This is a genomic window from Streptomyces sp. Je 1-4 4N24 (assembly GCF_026239515.1).
Taxonomy (GTDB): Bacteria; Actinomycetota; Actinomycetes; order Streptomycetales; family Streptomycetaceae; genus Streptomyces; species Streptomyces nigrescens.
Genome location: NZ_CP110836.1, coordinates 180954 through 203190, shown reverse-complemented (window position 1 = coordinate 203190; position 22237 = coordinate 180954). Strand labels below are relative to the sequence as shown.

The window sequence follows — 22237 nt, the reverse complement described above, 5'->3', positions numbered from 1 at the left end:
GCATGGCGAGGGCGCGCACGGGCGAGGCTGGACGTACGCATGGGCCGACCGGCAGCCCCCACTCGGACAATGCAGCACCCCGCCCGCGCCCTCCCCACCACACCGTCCTCGTCAATCTCGGGGGAGTGCCTGCCGACCGCGCTCAAGGAAGTGGCGTTCAGCCGAGTTGTCCGTGCGGGCGAGCGCCTTCTCGTAGGCCTCGGCCGCCTCGGCGTTGCGGTCGAGTCGGCGCAGCAGATCGGCGCGGATGGCGTGGAAGACGTGGTAGCGGTCGAGAGGGAGGCTGTCGACGAGGGCGAGCGCCGCCTCCGGCCCCTCGACCTCGGCCACCGCGACGGCGCGGTTCAGGGCCACGACCGGGCTCGGGTCGAGCGCGAGCAACTGGTCGTACAGCTGAAGGATCTGCCGCCAGTCGGTGTCGGCCGCGGTCGGTGCATCGCTGTGGACGGCGTTGATGGCCGCCTGAATCTGATAGGGGCCGGGCCGATTGCGCCGCAGACACCGCCGGACGAGGGCTTGGCCCTCGGCGACCAGGGCGCTGTCCCAGTGGCTGCGGTCCTGGTCGGCCAGCCGCACGAGGTCGCCGTCCGGGCCGGTACGGGCGGCACGCCGCGATTCGGTCAGCAGCATCAGGGCGAGCAGCCCCACGGCCTCGGGCTCGTCGGGCAGGAGCTCGGTGAGCAGCCGTCCGAGCCGGATCGCCTCCCGGCAGAGGTCTTCGCGGACCAGCGACTCACCCGAGCTGGCCGTGTAGCCCTCGTTGAAGATGAGGTAGATGACGGCCAGTACGGCCCCAAGGCGGTCCGGGAGGTCGGCGTCGGCCGGGAGGCGGTAGGGGATCCGTGCGTCGCGGATCTTGCCCTTGGCCCGGACGAGCCGTTGCGCCATGGTCGGCTCGGTGACCAGGAAGGCGCGGGCGATCTCCGCGGTGGTGAGCCCGCCGAGGAGCCGAAGCGTGAGCGCGACCCGGGCGGCGGGGGCGAGCGCGGGATGGCAGCAGGTGAAGATCAGGCGTAGCCGGTCGTCGCGCACGGGTCCCTCCTCGGCCGGCTCGCCGCCGGCGTGCAGCAGAGCGGCTTGCGCGTGTCTGTCGTCGCGGGACGCCTCGCGGCGCAGCCGGTCGACCGCACGGTTGCGGGCGGTGGTGATGATCCATCCCGCCGGGCTCGGGGGCAGCCCGGCGGACGGCCAGCGCTCGACCGCCGTGGAGAAGGCGTCCTGGACCGCTTCCTCGGCGACGTCGATGTCACCGAAGACGCGGACCAGGACGGCGACCGCACGTCCGTATTCCTCGCGGAACACGCGCCCGACCTCGGCTGCGGTCGCCTTCGGCATGCCGGAAGTCACCCGCAGGAGCCGTGCTGCAGCGGCCTGACCTCGATGGGGAGGGTGGTGGCGCGGGCGAGCTTGCGGCCCCATTCGAGCGCGGCGTCGAGGTCCGGGGCCTGGATGACGGTGAATCCGCCGATGTGCTCCTTGCCCTCGATGTACGGGCCGTCGGTCGTGAGCATCTCGTTGTCCTTCTGCCGCACCACGGTCGCCGTGCCCGGCGGGTGCAGACCCCCGGCGAAGACCCAGGCGCCGGCTGCTCTGAGCTCATCGTTCAGGGCCTCGACATCCCGCATGATCGGCTCCAGGAACTCCGGCGGCGGCGGGGGCCCGTCGGGCTGGTAGATGCTGAGCAGGTAATGCGTCATGGAGTGCCTCCTCGGCCGGTCGCTCGGCCGGTGCTGTCCCGGCCTCTCACCCTCTATACGAATGGCCCCCTCCCGAATCGACACCGTGACACGACCGGCCGAAGATTTTCTTGCCCGTCTTTGCGACGGGGCGGTGCAGACGCCCTCGGGGACTGCGACGGCGGCCTGCTCCATTGGGGGAATGCACGCCCGCACACGTTCGAAGACCGCTCCGCGGTGATACCACCTCTGGATATGCGCCGAGGGTGGGCACCAGCCTCGGGCGCGGCAGTCGTCCCCCTCCCGGCGCTGGCCACGGGAGGGGCGGGAGGCGGTGGCGGGCCAAGTGCGGAACCGATCCGGCGGGGAGCGCGAGCGTTCCCCCGGCGCCCACGGGAACGGGCCCCGGCGCCCCCGGGGCACCGCGCGGCGTGGAACCCGCGGGGTACGGGCCCTGGGCGTGCGCCGGGCAAGGGGGCGTGCCCCGGACCGCGGTCCGGGAGAGGGCGCCGAGGTCTCTCCGACGCTCCGGGTGGCGGCGGGGTACGCCTGGCGCCTGATCATCGTGGGGGCGGCCGCCTACGCGATCTTCGCGGCGCTGGGACGCTTCCACCTGGTGACGCTGGCGGTTTTCCTGGCCCTGGTGCTGACGGCCCTCCTGGAACCGGCGGTCAGTCTGCTGAGCCGCTGGATGCCCCGATCGGCGGCGGTCACGGTCGGCCTGCTGGTCGGCATCCTGCTCCTCTTCACCGTCCTGAGCCTGATCGGCGCGACCGTTGCCGGTGAGTGGGACGGACTGCGCCGGGAGTTCGTCGGCGGCGTGGAGAGAATCGAGCGGTGGCTCGAAGGGCCGCCGGTTCATCTGCGGCCGGGGACGCTCTCCGATCTGCAGGCCCGGCTGTCGCGGTTCGTGACGAGCCATCGCGCCACCCTGATCAGCACCGCGCTCAGCGGCGTCGGCCAGGTGGTGGCCGTCCTGACGGTGGGGGTACTGGCGCTGTTCTGCTCGATTTTCTTCCTGCATTCGGGCGACCGGATGTGGACATGGTTCGGCGGCCAGCTGCCGGTGCGCGGGCGTCATCCCGTGCATGCCGCCGGATGCGCCGCATGGATCACCTTCACCGGCTACACCCGCGGCATCGTGGTGGTGGCCGCCATCAATGCCGTTCTTGTGGGAGCGGGCCTTTTCGCCCTCGGGATTCCGCTCGCCCTTCCGCTGGCCGTGCTGGAATTCTTCGCCGCCTTCGTCCCCCTGGTGGGCTCGCCCGTGGCGCTGGCAGTGGCCGCCGTGGTGGCGCTGGCCGCGAAGGGGCCACTGGTGGCCGCCGTCGTCGTGCTGCTGATCGTGGTCATCGGACAGATCGAAGGCCATGTGCTGCACCCCCTCGTGATGAGCAAGGCGGTCCGGCTGCACCCGGTGGTGGTGGCACTCACGGTCATCTGCGGCAGCGTCACCGCGGGCGTACTCGGAGCGGTCGTCGCCGTCCCGATGGTCTCGGTGGCCTGGTCCGTCTACGGCGTACTGCGCGTACCACCCTCCCCGGCGTCCCTGGGCCGCTGACCGGGCTTCCTCGCGGCCTCCCCGCTCTGGCTGCTCGCCGCCGGGCCCGCGGCCAACCGGCCCGCGGAAGCCGTCCGCGGAGACCGGCCCCGGGAGCCGCGCCCCGGGAGCCGGAAGGCGCCCGTCAGACGACGGCACCCTCGGTCCAGGCCCGGCTGAGGATCTCGTCGACCGTCTCGTCCACCGTCTGCTGCGAGGTGTCCAGCCACAGTCCGATGTCCCGGGGCGTATCGCTCCGCATCAGCTTGTCCAGGTCCCGCACGGTCCAGTCGGGCCCGTACGCCGTCTTGGGGCGGAACGCCTCGCGCGCCTCGACCGCCGCCGGATCGGGGAGCAGGACGACGACCGCGAGCGGCCTGGTCTTGATGTACCCGGTCATCTCGGCGAGGTACTCGCCGATGAGGATGTCCTGCGCGACGACGGTGAAGCCGGCCTGCGCATACTCGTCGGCGCAGTGCGCCGTCAGCCGGTAGCGCAGTTCGAGCTGGGCGACGGCGTGCTTCTCCGCGTCGGGCGTCATGGTGATCTGGCCCCGGACGATGTTGCGGCGGAAGGTGTCACCGCGCAGGTGGACGGAGCGGGGCAAGCGCTCGGCGAGCGCCTGGGCCACGGTGGACTTGCCGGCTGCCTGGATGCCGGTGATCACCACGACACCGCCGTCGTTCCACGGCCCCTGCGGTGTGACGCGTCGTCCGGAAGCGTTTGCGGTCATAGTGCGGAAGCTGCCTTTCTCCTGTGGGGGGTGGTCGGGGCAGGCCGTGCCACCTCAGACGCGCTCCTGAGCGGGATGAGATGAGCCCCCGAGAATGCGTGAAGGGGAAAGCAGGACGTCCTCCCGCACTCGCTCGGCGACCATATCGCCCACCAAGTACGCCATCGCAAAGCCTTTGTCGCCGGTCCGCGGGACACGAGCAGATTCGGCCACGTGGATTTCTGCTTCTTCGGGCCGCAGAGGGCTGATCGGCCCACGACAGCGACCGTCTTGAACGCCCTGTACGGCCCTCCGCTGATCGCCCGGTCGGCCGCACGGATTGTTGTACCGGTGCCGATCCGGGTACCTGGCCCTGGGGCCTGTTCTCCGGAGCGGTCGGGGCCCACGACCACGGGGCTCACGAACCGGCGAACAGACGAACCCGCAAACCCGAGTACCCGCATCCCCGCAAAGCCGCAAACCCGAGAACCCGAGAACCCGAGTACCCGGAATCCGAGGGAGCCGCTGTGAAGTTCGGTGTGTCGACCTTCATCACCGACCAGGGCATCGCGCCCGCCGCGCTCGGGCGCGCCGTCGAGGAGCGAGGGCTGGACTCCTTGCTCATCGCCGAGCACACCCACATCCCGGTGGACCGCCGCTCGCCGTACCCGGGCGGCGGCGAGCTTCCCGAGATCTACTACCGCACCCTCGACCCGTTCGTCGCGCTCAGCGCGGCCGCCGCGGTGACCGAGCGGATCCTGCTGGGCACCGGTATCGCCCTGGTGGCCCAGCGGGACCCGATCATCACGGCCAAGGAGGTGGCCTCCCTGGACCTGGTCTCCGGAGGGCGGGCCGTCTTCGGGATCGGTGTCGGCTGGAACCGGGAGGAGATGGAGAACCACGGCACCGACCCACGCTCCCGGGGCCGCCTCGTGGACGAGCGGCTGCGGGCGATGCGCGAGCTGTGGACGCGGGAAAAGGCCGAGTTCCACGGGGAGTTCGTCGATTTCGCCCCGGTCTACTCCTGGCCGAAACCCGTTCAGCGTCCGCATCCGCCGATTTACGTGGGCGGTGGCGAGGCGGCCTTCGACCGGGTGGCCGCCCTGGGCGACGCCTGGCTCGCCAACAGCCTGCCGCCGCAGGAGCTGGGGCCGAAGATCGACCGGCTGCGCAGCATCGCGGGCCGCAGCGTACCGGTGACCGTTTACGCGGTGGCGGACGAGCCCGAGATCATCGAGCAGTACACACAGCTCGACGTGGAGCGCCTGCTGTTCTACCTCCCGACGCTGCCGGAGCCCGAGACCCTGTCGTACCTGGACCGGCTCTCCGACGTCGCGAAACGCTTCCGGTGAGCGGTCGGGCGCCGCGGTGCCGAGGATGACCGGCGACCGGGCCCGGGAGTGCTTCACCCGGGCCCGGATCGCCCGCCTCGCGACCGTCGACGACGCAGGCCGCCCGCACCTGGTGCCCGCGGTCTTCGCCCTGACCGGTGACACCGTCGTCTTCGCCGTGGATCACAAACCGAAGCGCTCGGCCGACCTCAAGCGGCTGGCCAACATCCGCGCCCACCCCGAGGTCTGCCTCCTCGTCGACGGCTATCACGAGGACTGGGACCGCCTGTGGTGGGCGCGGGCGGACGGGACAGCAGCAGTGCTGCCACCGGCCGAGCGGTCGGCGGCGTCCGCGGGCTACGTAACCCTGCTGACGCGCAAGTACCGGCAGCACTACGCCGACCGTCCCCCGCAAGGCCCCGTGGTGGAGATCCAGGTGGCCCGCTGGTCCGGCTGGTACGCCGCCTGACCGCTGAGTGCCTGACCGTGTCAGGCGCCGATCACACCGGACTTCGCAATGACGATGTCGGCCTTGGTGGCGCCGCCGTGCGAGCCGAGGGACTCGATCTTCCTGACGAGCTCCATGCCTTCGACGACCTCGCCGAAGACGACATGCTTGTTGTCGAGCCAGTCGGTGACGATGGTGGTGATGAAGAACTGCGAGCCGTTGGTGTTCGGGCCGGCGTTGGCCATGGAGAGCTGACCGGGCTTGGTGTGCTTGATCTTGAAGTTCTCGTCGGCGAACTTCTCGCCGTAGATGCTCTTGCCGCCGGTCCCGTTACCGGCGGTGAAGTCGCCACCCTGGAGCATGAAGTCGGGGATCACGCGGTGGAAGCCGGATCCTTCGTAGCCGAAGCCGTGCTGGCCGGTGGCGAGCTCGCGGAAGTTCTGCGCGGTCTTGGGAACCACGTCGTCGAAGAGGGTGAAGACGATCCGGCCGGCCGGGTCGCCATTGATGGTGATGTCGAAGTACACGTCGTTACTCATGACGGCAATCCTCACATCCGCCGTGACCGGCCCGGCACGCGGCCCCGACCTGCGGCTCCGGAGGGGAGAGTCCGTCGGCCGCCCGGTCCCTGCCTGCCGCACCGCCGCCCGCCCGCCCGCGGCATCCGGCCATGGGGGAGGGGTTGCGCCGGCGTGCTCCGGTAGGCGAACCAGGGCAGGAAGAACTGAGTGACCGGGCCGACCGTGAGGGCGTACAGCACGGTGCCCACGCCCACGCCCCCACCGAGCAGCCCGCCCACCGCGAGCACGGCGATCTCGATGACGGTGCGGACCAGCCGAATGGAGCGCCCGGTCACGGCGGACGCACCGGTCATCAGCCCGTCCCGGGGCCCGGGGCCGAAGCGCGCGCCGACGTAGACGGCGACGGACAGTCCATTGAGGAGGACACCGCCGACGAGCAGACCGGCCCGGGTGGGGAGCCCGAGGTGCTGGGGGATGAGGGAGAGACCGAGGTCGGACGAGTACGCCAGGACGAGGATGTTGGCGATGGTGCCGAGCGTCGGTTTCTGTTTGAGGGGGATCCACAAGAGCAGCACAAGCACCCCCAGGACGGCGCTGATCGTGCCGAAGCTCAGAGAGGTGTAGTTCTCCAGTCCCTCGTACAGGACGCTCCAGGGGTTGACGCCCAGCGAGGCCCTGACCATGACCGAGAGACTGAATCCGTACAGGGCGAGGCCGACGAGCAGTTGGGGAAGGCGTCGCAGCGGACGCTCACCGACAGGGACATAGGTGAGTGGGGGTGGCGGTGACGGGCGCGTACGGGACATGAGCCGTGTGGACCCGGCGCCCCTGTCCGGCTGGGCGCTCGCGAGGCGCTCCTCGCGACGGCGCAGATGTTCGCGCTCGTGGTGTTCCGTGCTGTCCTGCTGCATCCCCAGTCGCCTCCACGGGTGCGCGCCGAGCGCTCTCTGTGCTGTGTGTGCTGAAGGCCAATGGCAAGGCCGAGGTCAATGGCAATGCCGAGGCCCGAGGCCAATACGGCGATTCTGTACAGTGATTGGTCTGGGTGACACGGCCAATCCGGGGAGAGTGGTATGGCGGAACCGAACCCGATCCGGCCCGTGGACAGGGTGGACCGCACCGACCGGGTCCTGGGGAGCCGTCAGCTCGCCGCGATGCTGCCCGACCCGTCGGGAGCACGGCCCGCCTACCGCCACCTGGCGCGGGCGATCAGCACGCTCATTCTGGACGGCCGCATCGCGTTGCACGTCAAACTCCCCGCCGAACGGGAGCTGGCCACCGCCCTCCACACCAGCAGGGCCACCGTCACCGCCGTGTACGACCTGCTGCGCGAGAGCGGCTACGCCCACAGCCGCCAGGGCTCCGGTACCTGGACGGCCCTGCCCGACGGCCGAGTTCCCAGGGGCATCACCCGTCTCCTCGGCCCCCAGGACACCGCGATCGACCTGGCCCGGGCCGCCCCCGGACTTCCGGAGCAGACGCTCACCGAGGCTCTCGCCCAGATCGCCCCGCAACTGGCCGAGCACGTACACACTCCCGGCTACCACCCCTACGGCCTTCCGGGACTGCGCGCCGCCATCGCCGAGCGTTTCACCCGGCGGGGACTGGCCACCATGCCCGAACAGATCCTGGTGACCTCCGGCGCCCAGCACGCACTCACCCTCGTCCTGGGGCTGCTGTGCCGGCCCGGCGACCGGGTCATGGTCGAGAACCCGTCCTACCCGAACGCTCTGGAGGCCATGCGGCGCGGACGGCTGCGCACGGTGTCGGTCCCGGTGACCGATACCGGCTGGGATATCGAGATCATCGAATCGACCCTGCACCAGGTGGTGCCTCAACTCGCCTACCTGATACCGGACTTCCACAATCCGACCGGTCTCCTCATGCCCGAGCACGAGCGCGTCCGCGTGCTGCGCGCCGCGCAACGCTCCGGCACCTGGCTGGTCATCGACGAGACCCTGGCCGACCTCGCCCTCGACGTCTCCGCCCCGCCGCCCTTCGCGTCCCACGCCACGCCCGGTGGCACCGGCCAGGTCATCACCATCGGCTCGATGAGCAAGACCCACTGGGGCGGTCTGCGCATCGGCTGGCTGCGGGCGCCCGCGCGGCTCGTCACCGAACTCGCCGGCCAGCGGGTCGCCACCGACATGGGCGGCTCGGTCCTGGACCAACTGCTGGCCCTCGCCCTGCTGGCGCGGGCCGGGGACCTGCTGCCGCCCCGCCTGGAACAGATGCGCCGACAGCGCACGGCCCTGGCCGCGGCACTCACCGAGCACGCCCCGCAATGGACCTGGCAACTGCCGCCCGGCGGCCTGTCGCTGTGGGTCGACCTCGGCGAACCCATCGCCTCGGCGCTGGCCGAGCGGGCGCTGGATTACGGGGTGCGCATCGAGGGCGGCGCCTACTTCGCCACCGACCCGGGCCTCTTCGAACAGCGCCTCCGCATCCCCTACACCACGCCGCCCGACACCCTGCGCGAGGCCGTACACCGCATGGCCACCGCCCTCGCCGACGGCCTCTCGCGGACATCCACGACCCGACAACCGCACTGGGTCGCCTGAGAGGACTCTGCCTTCCGCCCGCTTTCACGGCCCCCGCGGGAGTGTTGATCCCCCGCACGCGCCGCCGCACCACCGCTTCATCCGGAGCCCCAGCAGCAAGTCCCGGGCGCCACAGGAGCGATACACCCGGGAGCACCTGCACTCATACCTTCGCTGATACCTGATACCTGATACCTGATACCTGATACCTGATCCCTGATACCTGCGCTAATCACTCCGCTTCGACCGGAGAAAGGCAAGCAGTATCACCCCGAGGGGGATATGAATTTCGATCATGGATGCGGGGTTCAGTGTCACCGACATCTCCAGCAGGCTGTGCATGCCCGGCCGCCAATCTCGCCATGGTCGCGTAATCCGTGAGTGGTTTCTGTACTCGTCATGAAAGCCGGTGCCGGGCAGGAGCAGCAGGGCTCATGAGGGGGCTCATGGCTTGCGACGCGGGTACACAGGCCTCGGCCCTGGGTATGCTCCAGCTCACGGGGGTGGCCATGACACACACTCAGGAGACAGTGGCGCGACGGGGCAACGAACCCTTGGAACGGCTCATCGGCGAATCGGTGTTGAGCCACAAAAGGCTGGCTCATCGGGTGAACGAACTTTCCCATCGGGACGGGATGGCAAGCCAGTACACCCACACATCGGTGGCGAACTGGTGCCGACGGGGAATGGTCCCCAAGTGGCCGACTCCCCAGTACATTTGCCTCGCTCTCTCCGAGGCATTAGGAAGACCGTTAACCGTCCGCGATATCGGAATGCAGGATGCGGATGCGCCGGAAATGAGGCGCGCGGGCCTGGAGTTCGCCAGGAGTCAGGGCGACGCACTCGATGAAGCTGCACACTATTGGAGCGCTGTGAACCGCCGTCAGTTCCTCACCCAGCAGGCATTCGCCGTCTCGGCCTTTGCCACACCCGTAACGCGATGGCTGGTAGATCCGGTGGAGAAGACCCAGGCGCGCAGCGGCGGCCTGGCGGTCGGACGCGGCCATATCACCGAGCTGCAGGAGGCCGCCGACGCCGCCCGTGTGTGGGACTCCCGGTACGGCGGCGCCGGATGGAAGTCGAAGTCGCTCAGCGAGTACCTGTACGAACGGGTCGCGCCTCTCCTCAAGGGCAGCTACTCCGAGCCGGTCGGCAGGGACCTCTTCCGGGTCACCGCGGAGTTAGCGCGACTGGCGGGCTGGACGGCCTTCGACGCGGGACAGCAGCATGCCGCTCAGCGCCATTTCATCCAGGCGCTCCGGTTGGCCCGCGCCGGCGGGGACGCCGAACTCGGTTCCTACATCCTGAGCACCATGGCGATGCAGGCCTTGATGTGCGGATTCACCTCAGAGGCGATCGATATGGCGCAAGGGGCGTTTCAGCGGGACCGACGGCTTGAACCACGGGTTGCGGGGTTCGCGAAGCTGATCGAGGCACGGGCCCACGCCCGCGCCAAAGACCCCGCGGCGGCGAGCAGCTGCCTGGCGCACGCCGAGCGCCTCCAGGAACGAGGAGCGGACGGAGCGGGGCCGGCCTGGATCGGATTCTTCACTCAGTCAAGAGTCATCACCGATGCCGCGGAGGTCTTCAGAGACCTGGAAAACCCTCGGGCGACGTTCGCCTGGCACACCATGGGCGGAATGCCGGGCAGCGAATTCATTCGTTCCCGGGCCGTCCGCCTTTCCGTGCTGGCCTCGGCACACGTCCAAAACGGCGACCTCGGACAGAGCCTCCACATGGGACGCCAGTCCCTGGAGATCTTCACACGCCTGGGCAGTGTCCGCGGCATGGACTATCTCCAGGTGTACAGCAGGTCACTGGCCCGCTGGCGCCGTGAGCCCCAGGTGCTCAACTTCATGGCCGACGTCGGCACGGCACGAAGGGCGCTGACCACGTGATCTGGCCGGCGTCGCAGCAGCCACCACCCCGCCACCACGGTCGTGCCGCCGGTTCCGGCACCGTGCCCCGGCTCTTGGCGCAGTAACCACACGCGGAGATCAGGCGCAGCCGGAGAGCCACGGCGACGCGGGGTGGGCGCTCCGCCGGCGCCGGCCTCATCAATACGGCTTGCACCTCCCGTAACGGGAGGTCCTACGGTCCGAGTCATGAAGATTGTTGTTCATGACACGGCGTCCGCCATGCTCGACCTCCTGCAGCGACCGCTGGAGGAGCGGCCCGACGCCCTCCGAGAAATGCTGAGCCCGCTCCAGAGCGCGATGTCCATTGCGGGTGACATGGATCTGGTCCAGATACACCAGCAGGGCAGCGGCTTCCGGCTCGACCGGGAGGACCCGCGGTACGTGCCCGCCCTGCGCCAGATGCAGGACGCGGGGGTGTGGGACCGCGTCGAGGACTCTCTCACCGCCGCGTGGGAGCGGATCAGCGACGCGGCGCCGGGCATCGAGCACGCCGACACCGTGCACGTCGTCCTGGTACTCGGCGACCCCGACGACGAGCATCTGCGGGTCCGCAGCGCCGGCTACTTCGGTATGGGCGGATTCCCGGGTGCGATCCATCTGGCGATGTGGCCCACTGACACGAGCCTGGAGAAGATCGGTTACTGCGCCGCGCACGAGCTCCACCACAACGTGCGCTACGCGAATGTGGTCTGGAACCCGATGACCGTCACGCTGGGGGAGTACGTGGTCGCCGAGGGGCTGGCCGAGGCGTTCGTACGGGAACTCGCCGGTGAGCAGGCCATGGGGCCGTGGTCGCAGGCGGTGACCGGTGCCGCCCTGGACAGCGCCTACGAAAGGATCACAGCCGACATCGACGTGGCGGGGATGCAGAACCTGACCGCGTATGTGCTGGGCGATGCCACCGCGCAGCTCTTGGGGCAACAGCCGGTGGGACTCCCGGACTTCGCCGGGTACGCGGCCGGACTGCGGATCGTGGACGCGCACTTGGCGGCCTCCGGTCTGACCGCCGCCCAGAGCACCGCCCTGTCGGCGCGCGAGGTTCTCATCAACGCGGGGGTGCAGACCAGCGCGTGACCGCCCGCGCCGGCCCACCGGACACCCCCTAGTACACCGGCAGCGCCAGCAACGTCGCACGGTTGAGGACGAAGAGGCGATTGGCGCCGGCGGCGGTGGAGCGGGCCTGGCCGCCGGTGAGGGCGTAGGTCTGGGGCTGGCCCTCTCCGGAGCGTGGCAGGCCGCTCACCCCGGTTTCGTCGCTCTCCACGATCCAGACACTGTTCCCCTGCACGACCGGTGGCCGCCACGGCGGGGCGACGCCGGCGACGATCATCGGGGAGCCGGCCTGGCTGCCGTCGGAACGCACCGACCGCAGCGCCTCGCAGTCCAGCGCATGGATCACTCCACCGGCCACGGCGGGTGGGCCCCACCCGGCAGTGCCCCGATTGGGCGGACGCAACGGGTTGAGTGCCCACAGCTCGTCACCGTCGTCGACCTTCACCGCCGCCAGGCTGTTGCCGCCGAGATAGACGGTGGTGCCGTCGATGGCGGGACGCAGCGGTCCTTCGGCCTGGCCCTTGCGGACCCATGCGCGGGCCCCGTCCTCGGCACGGACCGCGGCCACATCCCCCGTCTCCGTGCAGAGCACCAGATGCCCGGCGCCGAGGGCCGCGGCGGGGTGGCCGCCCGACAGCGCCAGCGGTGGCTGCCGGGTCCACCGCACTTTTCCGTCGGTCCCCACACAGCGCAGTCGGCCATCGGAGGTCAGCAGGTAGACGGAGCTGGCGTCCGCGGCCAGCAGGGCACCGACTTCCGCGTCCACCGTCCACCGGGGGGATCCGGTGGCGGCCACATAGGTGCGTAGGGTGCCCCCGTCATCGGCGGTGGCCACCAGCCGGTCCCCGACCGACAGGTAGCCGGCCTCGGCCTTCGCGTCGCCGATCCGCCACCGCTCCCGGCCGTCGGTGACCCGGCGCGCCGCGATGCCGCCCCCGGAGGCAGCGAACACCACCACATCGCGCACCGGCAGCGGAGCCGGCGAGGCGGCGTCGGCCACGTTCTGGAGGGGGCCCCACAGCGGTTGCGGGGAGCCTTCGGAGGAGCCGAGCGGTGCGGCCCGTACCTTTGCGGCGGGCGGGATGTCGAAGGGGTCGGACGGGGCGTCACCACCGTCGCCGCGGCTGAGCCACCAGGCTGCGCCGCCGCCCGCCGCGGCCAGCAGCGCCCCACCGCCGGCCGCGGCCAGCAGCCGCCGCCGGGTGAGGCGGGGGCTGCCGTCGGCCGCGCCGCCCTCGGAGGCGGACGAGGGGGCGGCCGGACGGGCCGTCAGGCGGCGTGCCGCCACCTCCCGTTGCCGGATCTCCCCACCCAGTCGGCCCGACTTCCACAGCCGTTCGGACTGCCGGGGCGGCGCCGCGGCCTCGGCGACCTGATCGGGCAGCGGGCGTGCCGCCGGGTCCTTGGAGAAGCAGGGCGTGACGAGGTACCGCAAGCCCTCCGGGACGGCGTCCAGATCGGGGGTGCCGTGCACGACCTCGTACAGGACGGCCGTCACCTCCGCGCCGGTGTACGCCGGCCGGCCGCCCGCGGCGAAGGCGAGGACGGCGCCGAGGGAGAAGACGTCGGCCGCCGGTCCGACGCGCTTGCCGAGGACCTGTTCCGGCGCACCGTAGCCGGGGGTGACCGGGATCTGTCCGGTACGGGTGAGGGTCAGACCGTGCTCGGGGCGGGCGATGCCGAAGTCGATCAGTCGGGGACCGCGCGAGGTGAGGACGACGTTGGGGGGCTTCACATCCCGGTGGACCAACCCCGTGGCGTGCACGTCCTGGAGCGTACGGGCCAGCGACCGCGCCAGCTCCCGCACGGCGGCGTCGTCGAGCGGTCCGAAGTGCCTGACGGCGTCGTCCAGCGTCGGGCCGGCCAGGAACTCCGTGGCGATCCACGGCCTGCCGCCCTCCAGTTCGGCGGCCAGTACGCGCGCCACGCCCTCGCTGGTCACCGCCTGCGCGGTCCGTGCCTCCCGGAGGAAACGCTCGGCCAGGTGCCCGTCGTGGGCAAGTTCCGGCAGCAGGACCTTCACCGCGGCGGGGCCTCCGGAGGCGTCCGCCCCGAAGTACACCTTGCCCATGCCGCCCTCTCCGAGGACGCCGTGGAGGCGGTAGGGGCCCAGGCGCAGCGGATCTCCCTGGCCGAGGGGTTTCACAGTCGGTTGTCTCCTGGATCGGGAACGGTGCGGGGCGGTGCGGGGCGTCAGGCGAGCGGGAGGGCGACGGTCCGCTTCTCCTGGCGGACGTACAGCCGTCCGCCCTCGGCGTCGGCGGTCAGGAAGAGCGGCTCGGTCTCGTACGTCCAGACGGCCTGCCGGGCGCGCAGGTCGATGGCGCGGAGGCCCTTGTCGTCGGCGCAGTACGCATACCGCTTCCCGATCGCCGGGGCCACGTCCCGCGTGTTCTTCCTGCCGGACAGCCCCTTCTCCTGCCAGTTCAGCGTGCCGGAGGCGGCGTCGACGGCGATCAGCCCCCGGTCGGCCTCGACGCAGTAGACGACTCCGTCGTGGACGACGGGCGCGCCGTACCGCCGTTCCTCGCCCGCGCTGTCGCCGACATCGCGCCCGGTCCCGAAGAGCCACTCCAGCTCGCCGTCGGACAGCCGGCGGGCGGTGAGGTGCTCGGCGCCCAGGTAGAGGTTCCGGTCGTCGGTGACCAGACGGGACGGAGGGGCGCCCTCGAACGTCTCGGAGAGCTCCCACAGTTGGCGGCCGTGGGCCTTGTCGTACGCGGAGAGGCGGATGAACTTCGAGTCCGTCCTCGGGCTGCCGCACAGCACCACCCGGGACCCCACCACGGTGCCGCACAGCGCGGGCGGGAGGCCTTCGGCCTGCGGCCCTTCCACCTGTCTGCGCCAGCGCTCCTTGCCCGATTCCAGGTCGGCCGCGATCAGGTACCAGCGCTTGCCGGAGGCGGTCCGGGCCACCAGGTACGCGATGCCGTCGGCCACGCACAGCAGCTGGTTGTACTGCTCCTTGCCGGCGAACGAGGAGAGTTCCACCAGGGGCTTGCCCAATTCGCCGTTGGTCTGCGACACCTCGCACAGTGCCAGAGACGCCGCTTTCTCCTTGTGCCCCCGCAGGGCGTACACCCGGGCGTCTTCGGTGGCCGACCGCCAGGTCTCGGCGACGTTCGCCTGCCAAGTGGTCTCGCCCGATTCGGCGTTGATGCCGCACAACACGATCCCCGCGCGCATGGCCAGGTTCCGGCCCACCCTCATCACCTCGCCCCCGGAGTCCGGGCACCACATGGCGGCGCTCCACATCTGCGTCGGAGGCTTGGGCCGGTCGACGGCGTCCTTCTTCCTGGCGCCGCCCCCTTCGTCCCCGGAGCCGCCGAGCAGGGCCCAGCCCCCGCCGCCGAGGATGCCGCCGCCCAGGAGGGCGCCCCCGGCCACGTACAGCAGCCGCCGCCGCGAGACGCCCGATACGGGGGCGGCCTCGGCCCGTGGCGCCTCGGCGGGCACCGGCGGCGGCAAGCGGTGCGGCGGCTCGCGCCACACCTCGTCGCTGCGCCGGGCGATCTCCCGCAGCACCGCGTCGGGCAGCAGATCCGCGAAGCCGCCGCGGTCACCCGGGGCGCCCCCGGCATCGCCCAGCGCGGTACAGAGCTCGGTGGTGGACGGGCGGTGCGCGGGATCCTTGGCCAGGCAACGGACGAGCAGGGGCCGCAGCGGCTCGGGAACCCCGCCGAGGTCCGGCTCGCCGAACCGGACGCGGTACAACAGGTCGGTGGGCGTCCCGCCGCCGAACGGGCCCAGACCGGTGGCGGCGAAGACCAGCACTCCGGCCAGGGCGAACACATCGCCCGCCGCCGCGTGTTCCAGACCCGCCGCCTGCTCGGGCGACATGAACGCCGGTGTTCCCATGGCGCTGCCGACGCTCGTCAGATGCTCGTCGCCGAAGGCCCGGGCGATGCCGAAGTCGATGATCCGCGGGCCCTGCGCCGTCACCAGGATGTTGGACGGCTTCAGGTCGCGGTGCACCACCTCTGAACGGTGCAGCTGCTCCAGCCCGGCGGCGAGGGACGCGCCCAGGGCGCGCACGGCCGGCTCCGGCAGCGGCCCGCCCGCCTCGACGGCCGTGTCCAGCGGCGGGCCGAGAACGTACTCCGTCGCCAGCCATGGGACCGGTGCCTGGGGGTCGGCGTCGACGACCACCGCACCGTGACCGGAGCCGATGACGCGTGCCGCGTCCGTCTCCAGCCGGAAGCGGGTGCGCAGCGTGGTGTCCGCGGCGAGACGGGTGTGCAGCGTCTTCACCGCGACCGTGCGCCCGCCCGCCGAACGGGCCAGGTAGACGGTGCCCATACCGCCTCCGTCGAGGCGGGCGAGGATCCGGAACGGCCCGACGGTGTGCGGGTCGTCGTGCAGAAGTGGGGAGATCATGACATCAGCGCCCTTGCGTGGGGAGAGCGGTGGCGAGGACCTCCGCCGACTGGCGGGACAACGCCTCGACGACACGGCCGGGCAGTGACACCGGTTCCGTGGCCCCGGTCAGTGCGCCGTACGCCGCGCCCGGCAGCAACTCCGCCAGCACCCTTGCCGGTTCGGGCCGGCCCTCCGGGTCACGCGAGCGGCACGCCGTGACGAGGTCGCGCAGGCCGGCGGGGATCTCCTGCCGCTCGGGCACCGTGTACCCGGTCGCCGCGTACGCCAGCACGGCACCCAGGGCATAGACGTCCCCGGCCCGGCCCGCCGGTCCGCCCGCCGCGAGTTCAGGAGCGAGGCAGCCGGTCTCCAGCCCGCTTTCCGGCGTGGGGGAGGCCCCAGCCACCGGGTTCGCGCGGGTCGCGCCGAAGCAGCCCAGGAGCGGCCCACAGGCGGTCAGCAGTACCCCCGCCGGACAGACGCCGCCGTGCACGATGCCCAGGACGTGGGCCGAGGCCAGGGCCTCGGCCAGCGTGCCGCCGAGCGTGCGGACCAGTGCTTCCGGCAGCGGACCGCCGTGCGCGGCCAGGACGGCGGGCAGCGGCAGCGCGGGCCGATAGGGGGAGGAGTACCAGGGGAAGGCCGGCGTCCCTCCGAGCCGTCCGACCGGCCAGAAACCGGGCTGGGTCAGCCGGGCCGCCTGCTGCGCCTCGGCCGCCCACCGCGCCGGATCCACGCCGGATGGCGGCAGGCACGCCAGCACGGTGTGCCCGCCGTCTGCACTGCGGGCCAGATAGCGGCGTTCGGGAACGCCCCGGCTGCCATCGGCGTCAAGACGCGCCAACGACACAAATTCCCCGATCCGCGCAGGATCGTCCTGCCGCAGCCTCTCCACCCGGCTCTCCCCCGTCAGGCTCGTTACGGGCGTGAGCTTATATACGGCGGGGACACGGGCGGGGAGGGGGGACCGCATTCGGGGCGACGGACACCTACAGGCGTCCGTAGTGCGTGTTTTACCCCGGATGGGGAGCCTGTTTACCGTCGTCTCGGGGCCGCTGGGGTTACTGGACGGAAACCTCAGATCTCGCGAAAACCTTGCAGCTCCTCGTTGAACCGCTGATCGAGCGATGCCAGGGTTTCGTAATTCGCTCGCAACCACACAGTGAAGAGCTGGAGGCCATATGGCTGTCCGTCGTGCCGCTGTCGCCGCCGCGTCTGCGGCTACGCTCAGTCTTTCCCTGCTGGCCACCTCCTGCAGCGTCAACGACGCCGCGTCCGCCGCCGAATCCAAGGCCCGCCCGCCCGCGAAGAAGGCCGTGGCCACCGGTAGCGGCGGTGCGGTGTCCAGCGTCAATCCGTACGCCTCCCGGGCCGGGATCGAGGTGCTGCGCAAGGGAGGCAACGCCGTGGACGCGGCGGTGGCAACTGCCGCCGCGCTCGGCGTGGTCGAGCCGTACTCCGCGGGAGTGGGGGGCGGCGGCTACATGGTCTATTACGACGCCAAGGCCAAGAAGGTGCGCACCATCGACGGCCGGGAGACCGCGCCGCGCCGCATGCGCTCGGACTCCTTCCTCGACCCCGCGACCGGCAAGCCCCTCCCCTCCGAGGAGGCGATCAACTCGGGCCTGTCGGTCGGCGTCCCGGGTACACCGGCGACGTGGGACAAGGCGCTCAAGGACTGGGGCACGGTCTCACTGGCGAAGGCCCTGCGCCCGGCCACCCGGGTCGCCCGCGACGGCTTCGTGGTCGACGACGAGTTCCGGGCGCAGACCGCCATGAACGAGAAGCGCTTCCGCGACTTCAAGTCCACCACCAAGCTCTTCCTGCCCAAGGGCGAACTCCCGGTGGTCGGTTCGCGCTTCCGCAATCCCGATCTCGCCCGGACCTATCGGCAGCTTGCCCGTGAAGGCGTCGACGCGCTCTACCGCGGGCAGGTCGGGCGCGATGTGGTGCGGACCGTCCAGAAGCCGCCGATGGCTCCCGGCTCCGCGCACAAGGCCCGCCCCGGCCTGATGAAGGCGAAGGATCTCGCCGACTACAAGCCCGTACGCAGGGATCCGACCCGGACCACGTACCACGGGCTGGACGTCTACTCCATGGCACCGTCCTCGTCCGGCGGCACCACGGTGGGTGAGGCGCTGAACATCCTGGAGAACTTCCACCTCTCGAAGGCCGACAAGACCCAGGCGCTGCACCACTACCTGGAGGCCAGCCGGATCTCCTTCGCCGACCGCAACCGTTGGGTGGGTGACCCGAAGTTCTCGGATGTGCCCACCAAGCCGCTGCTCTCCAAGGAATTCGCCAAGGACCGGGCCTGTCTGATCCGTGCCGACAAGGCGCTGACCAGCCCGCTGGCGCCCGCCGACCCGCGCCACCCGGGCTCGGGCTGCGAGCGCAGGACCGGCAGCAAGCAGCCGCACGAAGGGCCCTCGACCACTCACCTGGTGACCGCGGACCGCTGGGGCAATGTCGTCTCCTACACTCTGACGATCGAGCAGACCGGTGGCTCGGCCATCACCGTGCCCGGACGCGGATTCCTGCTCAACAACGAGCTGACGGACTTCGATTTCGCCCCCCTCACCAAGGGGACACCGGACCCGAACCTGCCGGGCCCCGGCAAGCGTCCGCGCAGCAGCATGTCTCCGACGATCGTCCTTCGGGACGGCAAGCCGATGATCGCGGTCGGTTCGCCGGGCGGCGCCACGATCATCACCACCGTGCTGCAGACCCTGGTCAACCGTCTGGATCTCGGCATGCCGCTCCCCGCGGCGGTCGCCGCACCGCGTCTCTCCCAGCGGAACCAGGCCGACACAGAGGCCGAACCGGCCTTCCTCGCCTCTCCCGAACGCAAGAAACTGGACGCCATGGGCCACCGGTTCGTCCTCGCCCCGAAGGCCTTCACTCCGTCACCGGAGATCGGGGCGGTGGCCGCCCTGGAGTTCCTGCCGCACGGCAAGGTCTCGGCGGTGGCCGAACCCAGGCGCCGTGGCGGCGGATCGGCCATGGTGCTCAACGAATCCCGCTGAGGCCGGCCTGTGGAGCCCACTCTGTGAAGTCGGTCCTCTGAAGCGGGTCCAATGAAGCAGGTCCAATGAAGCGGGTCCCATGAAGACGGCCCCTTGACGAGCGATCCCCCTCCAGGGCGTGTCCCGGAGGGGGATCGGTCGTCACGGGGGTCGGTGGAGACCTCACCCAGCGGCCGATGCGACGGAGCGGGCGTGCGAGCGTGCGGCGGCGCCTTCGGACCAGCCTCTTCCCTCTCCGTTCGTGGCCGTTCTCCGGAAGCGCCATGTGGGTCGTATACGGTGCGCCGGGTTCGGTGTCTGTGGTGCGGCCGATGGAGAGTGCGATGGCTGGATCGGTGGGATCGGTGGGCCCGGGGGAGCTGCAACGGCGGCTGGGGGTGACCGACGCTGTGGTGGTCGGCCTGGGGTCGATGATCGGGGCGGGGGTCTTCGCGGCCCTCGCCCCTGCCGCCGCCGCGGCGGGCTCCGGACTGCTGGTGGGTCTGGCGCTCGCGGCGGTGGTCGCCTTCTGCAATGCCACCTCCTCGGCCCGGCTCGCTGCCCGGTACCCGGCCTCCGGCGGCACCTATGTCTACGGCCGTGAACGGCTCGGGGACTTCTGGGGGTACCTGGCGGGCTGGGGATTCATCGTCGGCAAATCCGCCTCGTGCGCCGCGATGGCCCTGACCGTCGGCTCGTACGTGTGGCCCGGCCAGGCTCATACGGTCGCCGTCGCGGCGGTGGTGGCCCTGACCGCCGTGAACTACGCCGGCGTGCAGAAGTCCGCCTGGCTCACCCGGACGATCGTGGCCGTGGTCCTCGCCGTCCTCACCGCCGTGGTGTGCACCGCCCTCACCTCCGGCCAGGCGGAGACCGTACGGCTGGACCTCGGTGACGACACCTCGTTCACCGGCGTCCTCCAGGCAGCGGGCCTGCTGTTCTTCGCCTTCGCCGGATACGCACGCATCGCCACCCTCGGCGAGGAGGTCCGTGACCCCGGCCGGACCATTCCCCGCGCCATCCCGCTCGCTCTGGGGATCACACTGGTCGCCTACGCGGCCGTCGCCGTCGCCGCCCTGGTGGTTCTGGGCCCGCGGCAGTTGGCGGAGGCGACGGCGCCGCTGTCGGACGCCGTCCGGGCCGCCGGCGCCGATTGGCTGGCGCCGGTCGTACGCGCCGGCGCCGCCCTCGCCGCCCTCGGCTCTCTCCTCGCGCTGATCCTCGGCGTCTCCCGCACCACCCTGGCCATGGCCCGTGACCGGCATCTGCCGCACGCCCTGGCGGCGGTGCATCCGAAGTTCAAGGTGCCTCATCGCGCGGAGCTCGTCGTCGGCGCCGTCGTGGCCGCGCTTGCGGCGACGGCGGATGTGCGCGGGGCGATCGGGTTCTCCTCGTTCGGCGTGCTGGCCTACTACGCCATCGCCAACGCCTCCGCCTGGACACTGGCGCCCGCCGAGGGCGGCCCGCCGCGGATCATCCCGGTGACCGGACTGGCCGGCTGCCTCGTCCTGGCGTTCTCCCTGCCGCTGACCTCAGTGCTCTCGGGCGCCGCGGTCCTGGTATGCGGTGCCGCCGCGTACGGGGTGCGGCGCACGCTCTCGGCCCGCAGGGCACCGTAGCCGCTGCTCCTGTGCCGATGCTCCTACGCCGCGGTCCTCGGCGGGGAAGTCCACGAAGGCCCGTCTTCGGAGGCCGGGTGAGACCGGCGACGAGGCGAAGGGAACGGGAGCAGGCCGGGGGCGGGCCATGGCGGACCGGCCCGGCCGGCGATGTCGTCGTGGTCAGCAACGGCCCGCCCCGGACCCTCTCGGTCGAACCGGATCAGAAGGGCTTGGTCGGCAGGTACTTGCCGTCCAAGGTGATCACCGCACGGTCGCCGCCCTCGGGGTCGGCCACCTTCTGCACATCCAGCTTGAAGTTGATCGCGCTGATGATGCCGTCGCCGAACTGCTCGTGGACCAGGGCCTTGAGGGTGGTGCCGTAGACCTGGAGCATCTCGTAAAAGCGGTAGATGGTCGGGTCGGTGGGGATGCCGCCGTCGATGGAGCCGCGGGTCGGGATGGTCTGCAGCAGTGTCGCGGCGTTGTCGTCCAGCCCGAGGAGCTCGGCGACGGCCCCGGCGGTGGCCTCGGGCAGGGGGTGCTGGCCGAGCACGGCGGCGGTGACGAAGGCGGTCGACAGTCCGGCGGCATCGGCGATCTGCTGCCAGGTCAGGTCCTTGCGCACCTTCGCCTCGACGGCGGTGACGGCCAGGGCCTGTCGGGCGGCGGGGTCGAACTGGGCGTGGATCATACGAGGTGTTCCCTTCGGTGTGTGCCGTTCGCCGGGCAGGGGAGAACGGCGGGATCTGGGTGTGGTCGCCCCGGGACTCGGGTCCCGGGTGTCGGACGGTGGTCCGGGACCAGGTTGTGGGGCGGTTCTCAGGCCGCGGGGGAGGCCGGGCGGTCGGCGGGGGCGAGTTCTTCCATGGCGCCGCTGGGGATGTCGTAGACCCAGCCGTGCAGCGTGAGCCTGTTCGCGGCGCGGGCCACCGAGGGGTGGGTGGCGAGGTTCGCCAGCTGGGCGAGCACGTTGTGGCGTACCAGGGCGTCCACGGTCGGTGCGCTGCCGGCACCTGCGGCGGCGCGTGCCCGGGAGGCATCCGCGTGCCGCAGCCAGTCGGCGATCGCCGGCGTGGACATGAGGTCGTGGTGCTCGGCGAGGGCGGTCATGGCGCCGCAGGCGGAGTGCCCGCAGATGACGATGTCGGACACGCCCAGCACGGCGACGGCGTACTCGATGCCGGCCGTCACTCCGTCCGGGCCGGGGACGTAGGGGGGAACCAGGTTGCCGGCGGTGCGGATGACGAACAGCTCACCCGGTTCACTGCCGGTGATCAGTTCCGGCACCACGCGGGCGTCGGAGCAGCTGATGAACAGCGTGTCCGGCCGGTGGCCGGCGGCCAGGCCGGCGAAGAGCTCCGCCTTGGCCGGGAAGACGTGCTGCTGGAACCGCTTCACGCCCGCTGCGAGATCGTGCACGGGTCACTCCTTTCGGTGGTGCGTCGGCCTGGTGTGGCTGACGAGACCCACCCTGCACGGGCTGCCTATATAGCGTCCAAGACTTGCTACGGATGATTCCTATTGTTGGCATC

The 22237-nt window shown here is 71.1% G+C and carries 18 protein-coding genes; 8 read left to right on the top strand and 10 right to left on the bottom strand.

The window, feature by feature from the left end; all coding sequences use genetic code 11:
• Nucleotides 1-111: 111 nt before the first annotated feature.
• Together SLV14N_RS00940 and SLV14N_RS00935 are read right to left on the bottom strand one after the other, a co-directional pair.
• Entirely contained in the window at nt 112-1335 is a 1224-nt protein-coding gene (locus tag SLV14N_RS00940; protein ID WP_263267521.1) for an RNA polymerase sigma factor, read from the bottom strand.
• A gap of 8 nt (nt 1336-1343) precedes the next feature.
• Nucleotides 1344-1697 carry a YciI family protein gene (locus SLV14N_RS00935; RefSeq protein WP_148592909.1) on the bottom strand — a complete coding sequence of 118 codons (354 nt, stop codon included), beginning with the start codon at nt 1695-1697 and terminating at the stop codon, nt 1344-1346.
• A gap of 439 nt (nt 1698-2136) precedes the next feature.
• Here SLV14N_RS00935 and SLV14N_RS00930 point away from each other — a divergent pair, with 439 nt between their 5' ends.
• Nucleotides 2137-3237 carry an AI-2E family transporter gene (locus SLV14N_RS00930; protein ID WP_263267517.1) on the top strand — a complete coding sequence of 367 codons (1101 nt, stop codon included), beginning with the start codon at nt 2137-2139 and terminating at the stop codon, nt 3235-3237.
• Between the two features lie 124 nt (nt 3238-3361).
• On the opposite strand, the gene SLV14N_RS00925 is transcribed toward SLV14N_RS00930, so the two are convergent.
• Nucleotides 3362-3949: an AAA family ATPase gene (locus tag SLV14N_RS00925; protein ID WP_208687481.1), complete on the bottom strand. Its 588-nt coding sequence runs from the start codon at nt 3947-3949 to the stop codon at nt 3362-3364.
• Between the two features lie 506 nt (nt 3950-4455).
• Between SLV14N_RS00925 and SLV14N_RS00920 the strand changes: the two genes are divergently transcribed.
• Nucleotides 4456-5280, top strand: coding sequence for an LLM class F420-dependent oxidoreductase (locus SLV14N_RS00920; protein WP_208687482.1), 825 nt, complete (start codon nt 4456-4458; stop codon nt 5278-5280).
• A 16-nt stretch (nt 5281-5296) separates the two neighbouring features.
• Complete coding sequence (locus SLV14N_RS00915) at nt 5297-5728, top strand: TIGR03668 family PPOX class F420-dependent oxidoreductase (RefSeq protein ID WP_208687483.1); 432 nt, start codon at nt 5297-5299, stop codon at nt 5726-5728.
• Nucleotides 5729-5748: 20 nt separating this feature from the next.
• On the opposite strand, the gene SLV14N_RS00910 is transcribed toward SLV14N_RS00915, so the two are convergent.
• On the bottom strand, nt 5749-6246 hold the full coding sequence (locus tag SLV14N_RS00910; RefSeq protein ID WP_208687484.1) for a peptidylprolyl isomerase: 498 nt from the start codon (nt 6244-6246) through the stop codon (nt 5749-5751).
• A gap of 11 nt (nt 6247-6257) precedes the next feature.
• Nucleotides 6258-7139, bottom strand: a complete 882-nt coding sequence (locus tag SLV14N_RS00905) for a YitT family protein (protein WP_263267514.1) — start codon at nt 7137-7139, stop codon at nt 6258-6260.
• 162 nt (nt 7140-7301) lie between these two features.
• Here SLV14N_RS00905 and SLV14N_RS00900 point away from each other — a divergent pair, with 162 nt between their 5' ends.
• The 3 genes from SLV14N_RS00900 (at nt 7302) to SLV14N_RS00890 (ending at nt 11761) form a co-directional block, all read left to right on the top strand.
• Nucleotides 7302-8789 carry a PLP-dependent aminotransferase family protein gene (locus SLV14N_RS00900; RefSeq protein WP_263267512.1) on the top strand — a complete coding sequence of 496 codons (1488 nt, stop codon included), beginning with the start codon at nt 7302-7304 and terminating at the stop codon, nt 8787-8789.
• A 752-nt stretch (nt 8790-9541) separates the two neighbouring features.
• Nucleotides 9542-10666, top strand: coding sequence for a sporulation protein (locus SLV14N_RS00895; protein WP_263267510.1), 1125 nt, complete (start codon nt 9542-9544; stop codon nt 10664-10666).
• Nucleotides 10667-10873: 207 nt separating this feature from the next.
• On the top strand, nt 10874-11761 hold the full coding sequence (locus SLV14N_RS00890) for a DUF2268 domain-containing protein (RefSeq protein ID WP_263267508.1): 888 nt from the start codon (nt 10874-10876) through the stop codon (nt 11759-11761).
• 28 nt (nt 11762-11789) lie between these two features.
• Here the strand turns inward: SLV14N_RS00890 and SLV14N_RS00885 are convergent, their stop codons facing one another.
• From SLV14N_RS00885 to SLV14N_RS00875, 3 genes are read right to left on the bottom strand one after another with little or no spacing between them, the layout of a single operon-like run.
• On the bottom strand, nt 11790-13886 hold the full coding sequence (locus tag SLV14N_RS00885) for a PQQ-binding-like beta-propeller repeat protein (protein ID WP_263267506.1): 2097 nt from the start codon (nt 13884-13886) through the stop codon (nt 11790-11792).
• A 47-nt stretch (nt 13887-13933) separates the two neighbouring features.
• A complete protein-coding gene (locus SLV14N_RS00880) occupies nt 13934-16117 on the bottom strand; it encodes a serine/threonine-protein kinase (protein WP_263267504.1) in 2184 nt (727 codons plus the stop codon).
• Nucleotides 16118-16121: 4 nt separating this feature from the next.
• On the bottom strand, nt 16122-16949 hold the full coding sequence (locus tag SLV14N_RS00875) for a serine/threonine protein kinase (RefSeq protein WP_263272998.1): 828 nt from the start codon (nt 16947-16949) through the stop codon (nt 16122-16124).
• A 331-nt stretch (nt 16950-17280) separates the two neighbouring features.
• Here SLV14N_RS00875 and ggt point away from each other — a divergent pair, with 331 nt between their 5' ends.
• Together ggt and SLV14N_RS00865 are read left to right on the top strand one after the other, a co-directional pair.
• The gene (gene ggt, locus SLV14N_RS00870; RefSeq protein WP_263267502.1) at nt 17281-19125 is read left to right on the top strand and encodes a gamma-glutamyltransferase; all 1845 of its coding nucleotides are present in this window, start codon (nt 17281-17283) and stop codon (nt 19123-19125) included.
• Nucleotides 19126-19448: 323 nt separating this feature from the next.
• Nucleotides 19449-20723 carry an APC family permease gene (locus tag SLV14N_RS00865; protein ID WP_263267500.1) on the top strand — a complete coding sequence of 425 codons (1275 nt, stop codon included), beginning with the start codon at nt 19449-19451 and terminating at the stop codon, nt 20721-20723.
• A 202-nt stretch (nt 20724-20925) separates the two neighbouring features.
• On the opposite strand, the gene cynS is transcribed toward SLV14N_RS00865, so the two are convergent.
• Together cynS and SLV14N_RS00855 are read right to left on the bottom strand one after the other, a co-directional pair.
• Entirely contained in the window at nt 20926-21396 is a 471-nt protein-coding gene (cynS, locus tag SLV14N_RS00860; RefSeq protein ID WP_263267499.1) for a cyanase, read from the bottom strand.
• A 128-nt stretch (nt 21397-21524) separates the two neighbouring features.
• Complete coding sequence (locus SLV14N_RS00855) at nt 21525-22124, bottom strand: carbonic anhydrase (protein WP_263267498.1); 600 nt, start codon at nt 22122-22124, stop codon at nt 21525-21527.
• Nucleotides 22125-22237: the final 113 nt, after the last annotated feature.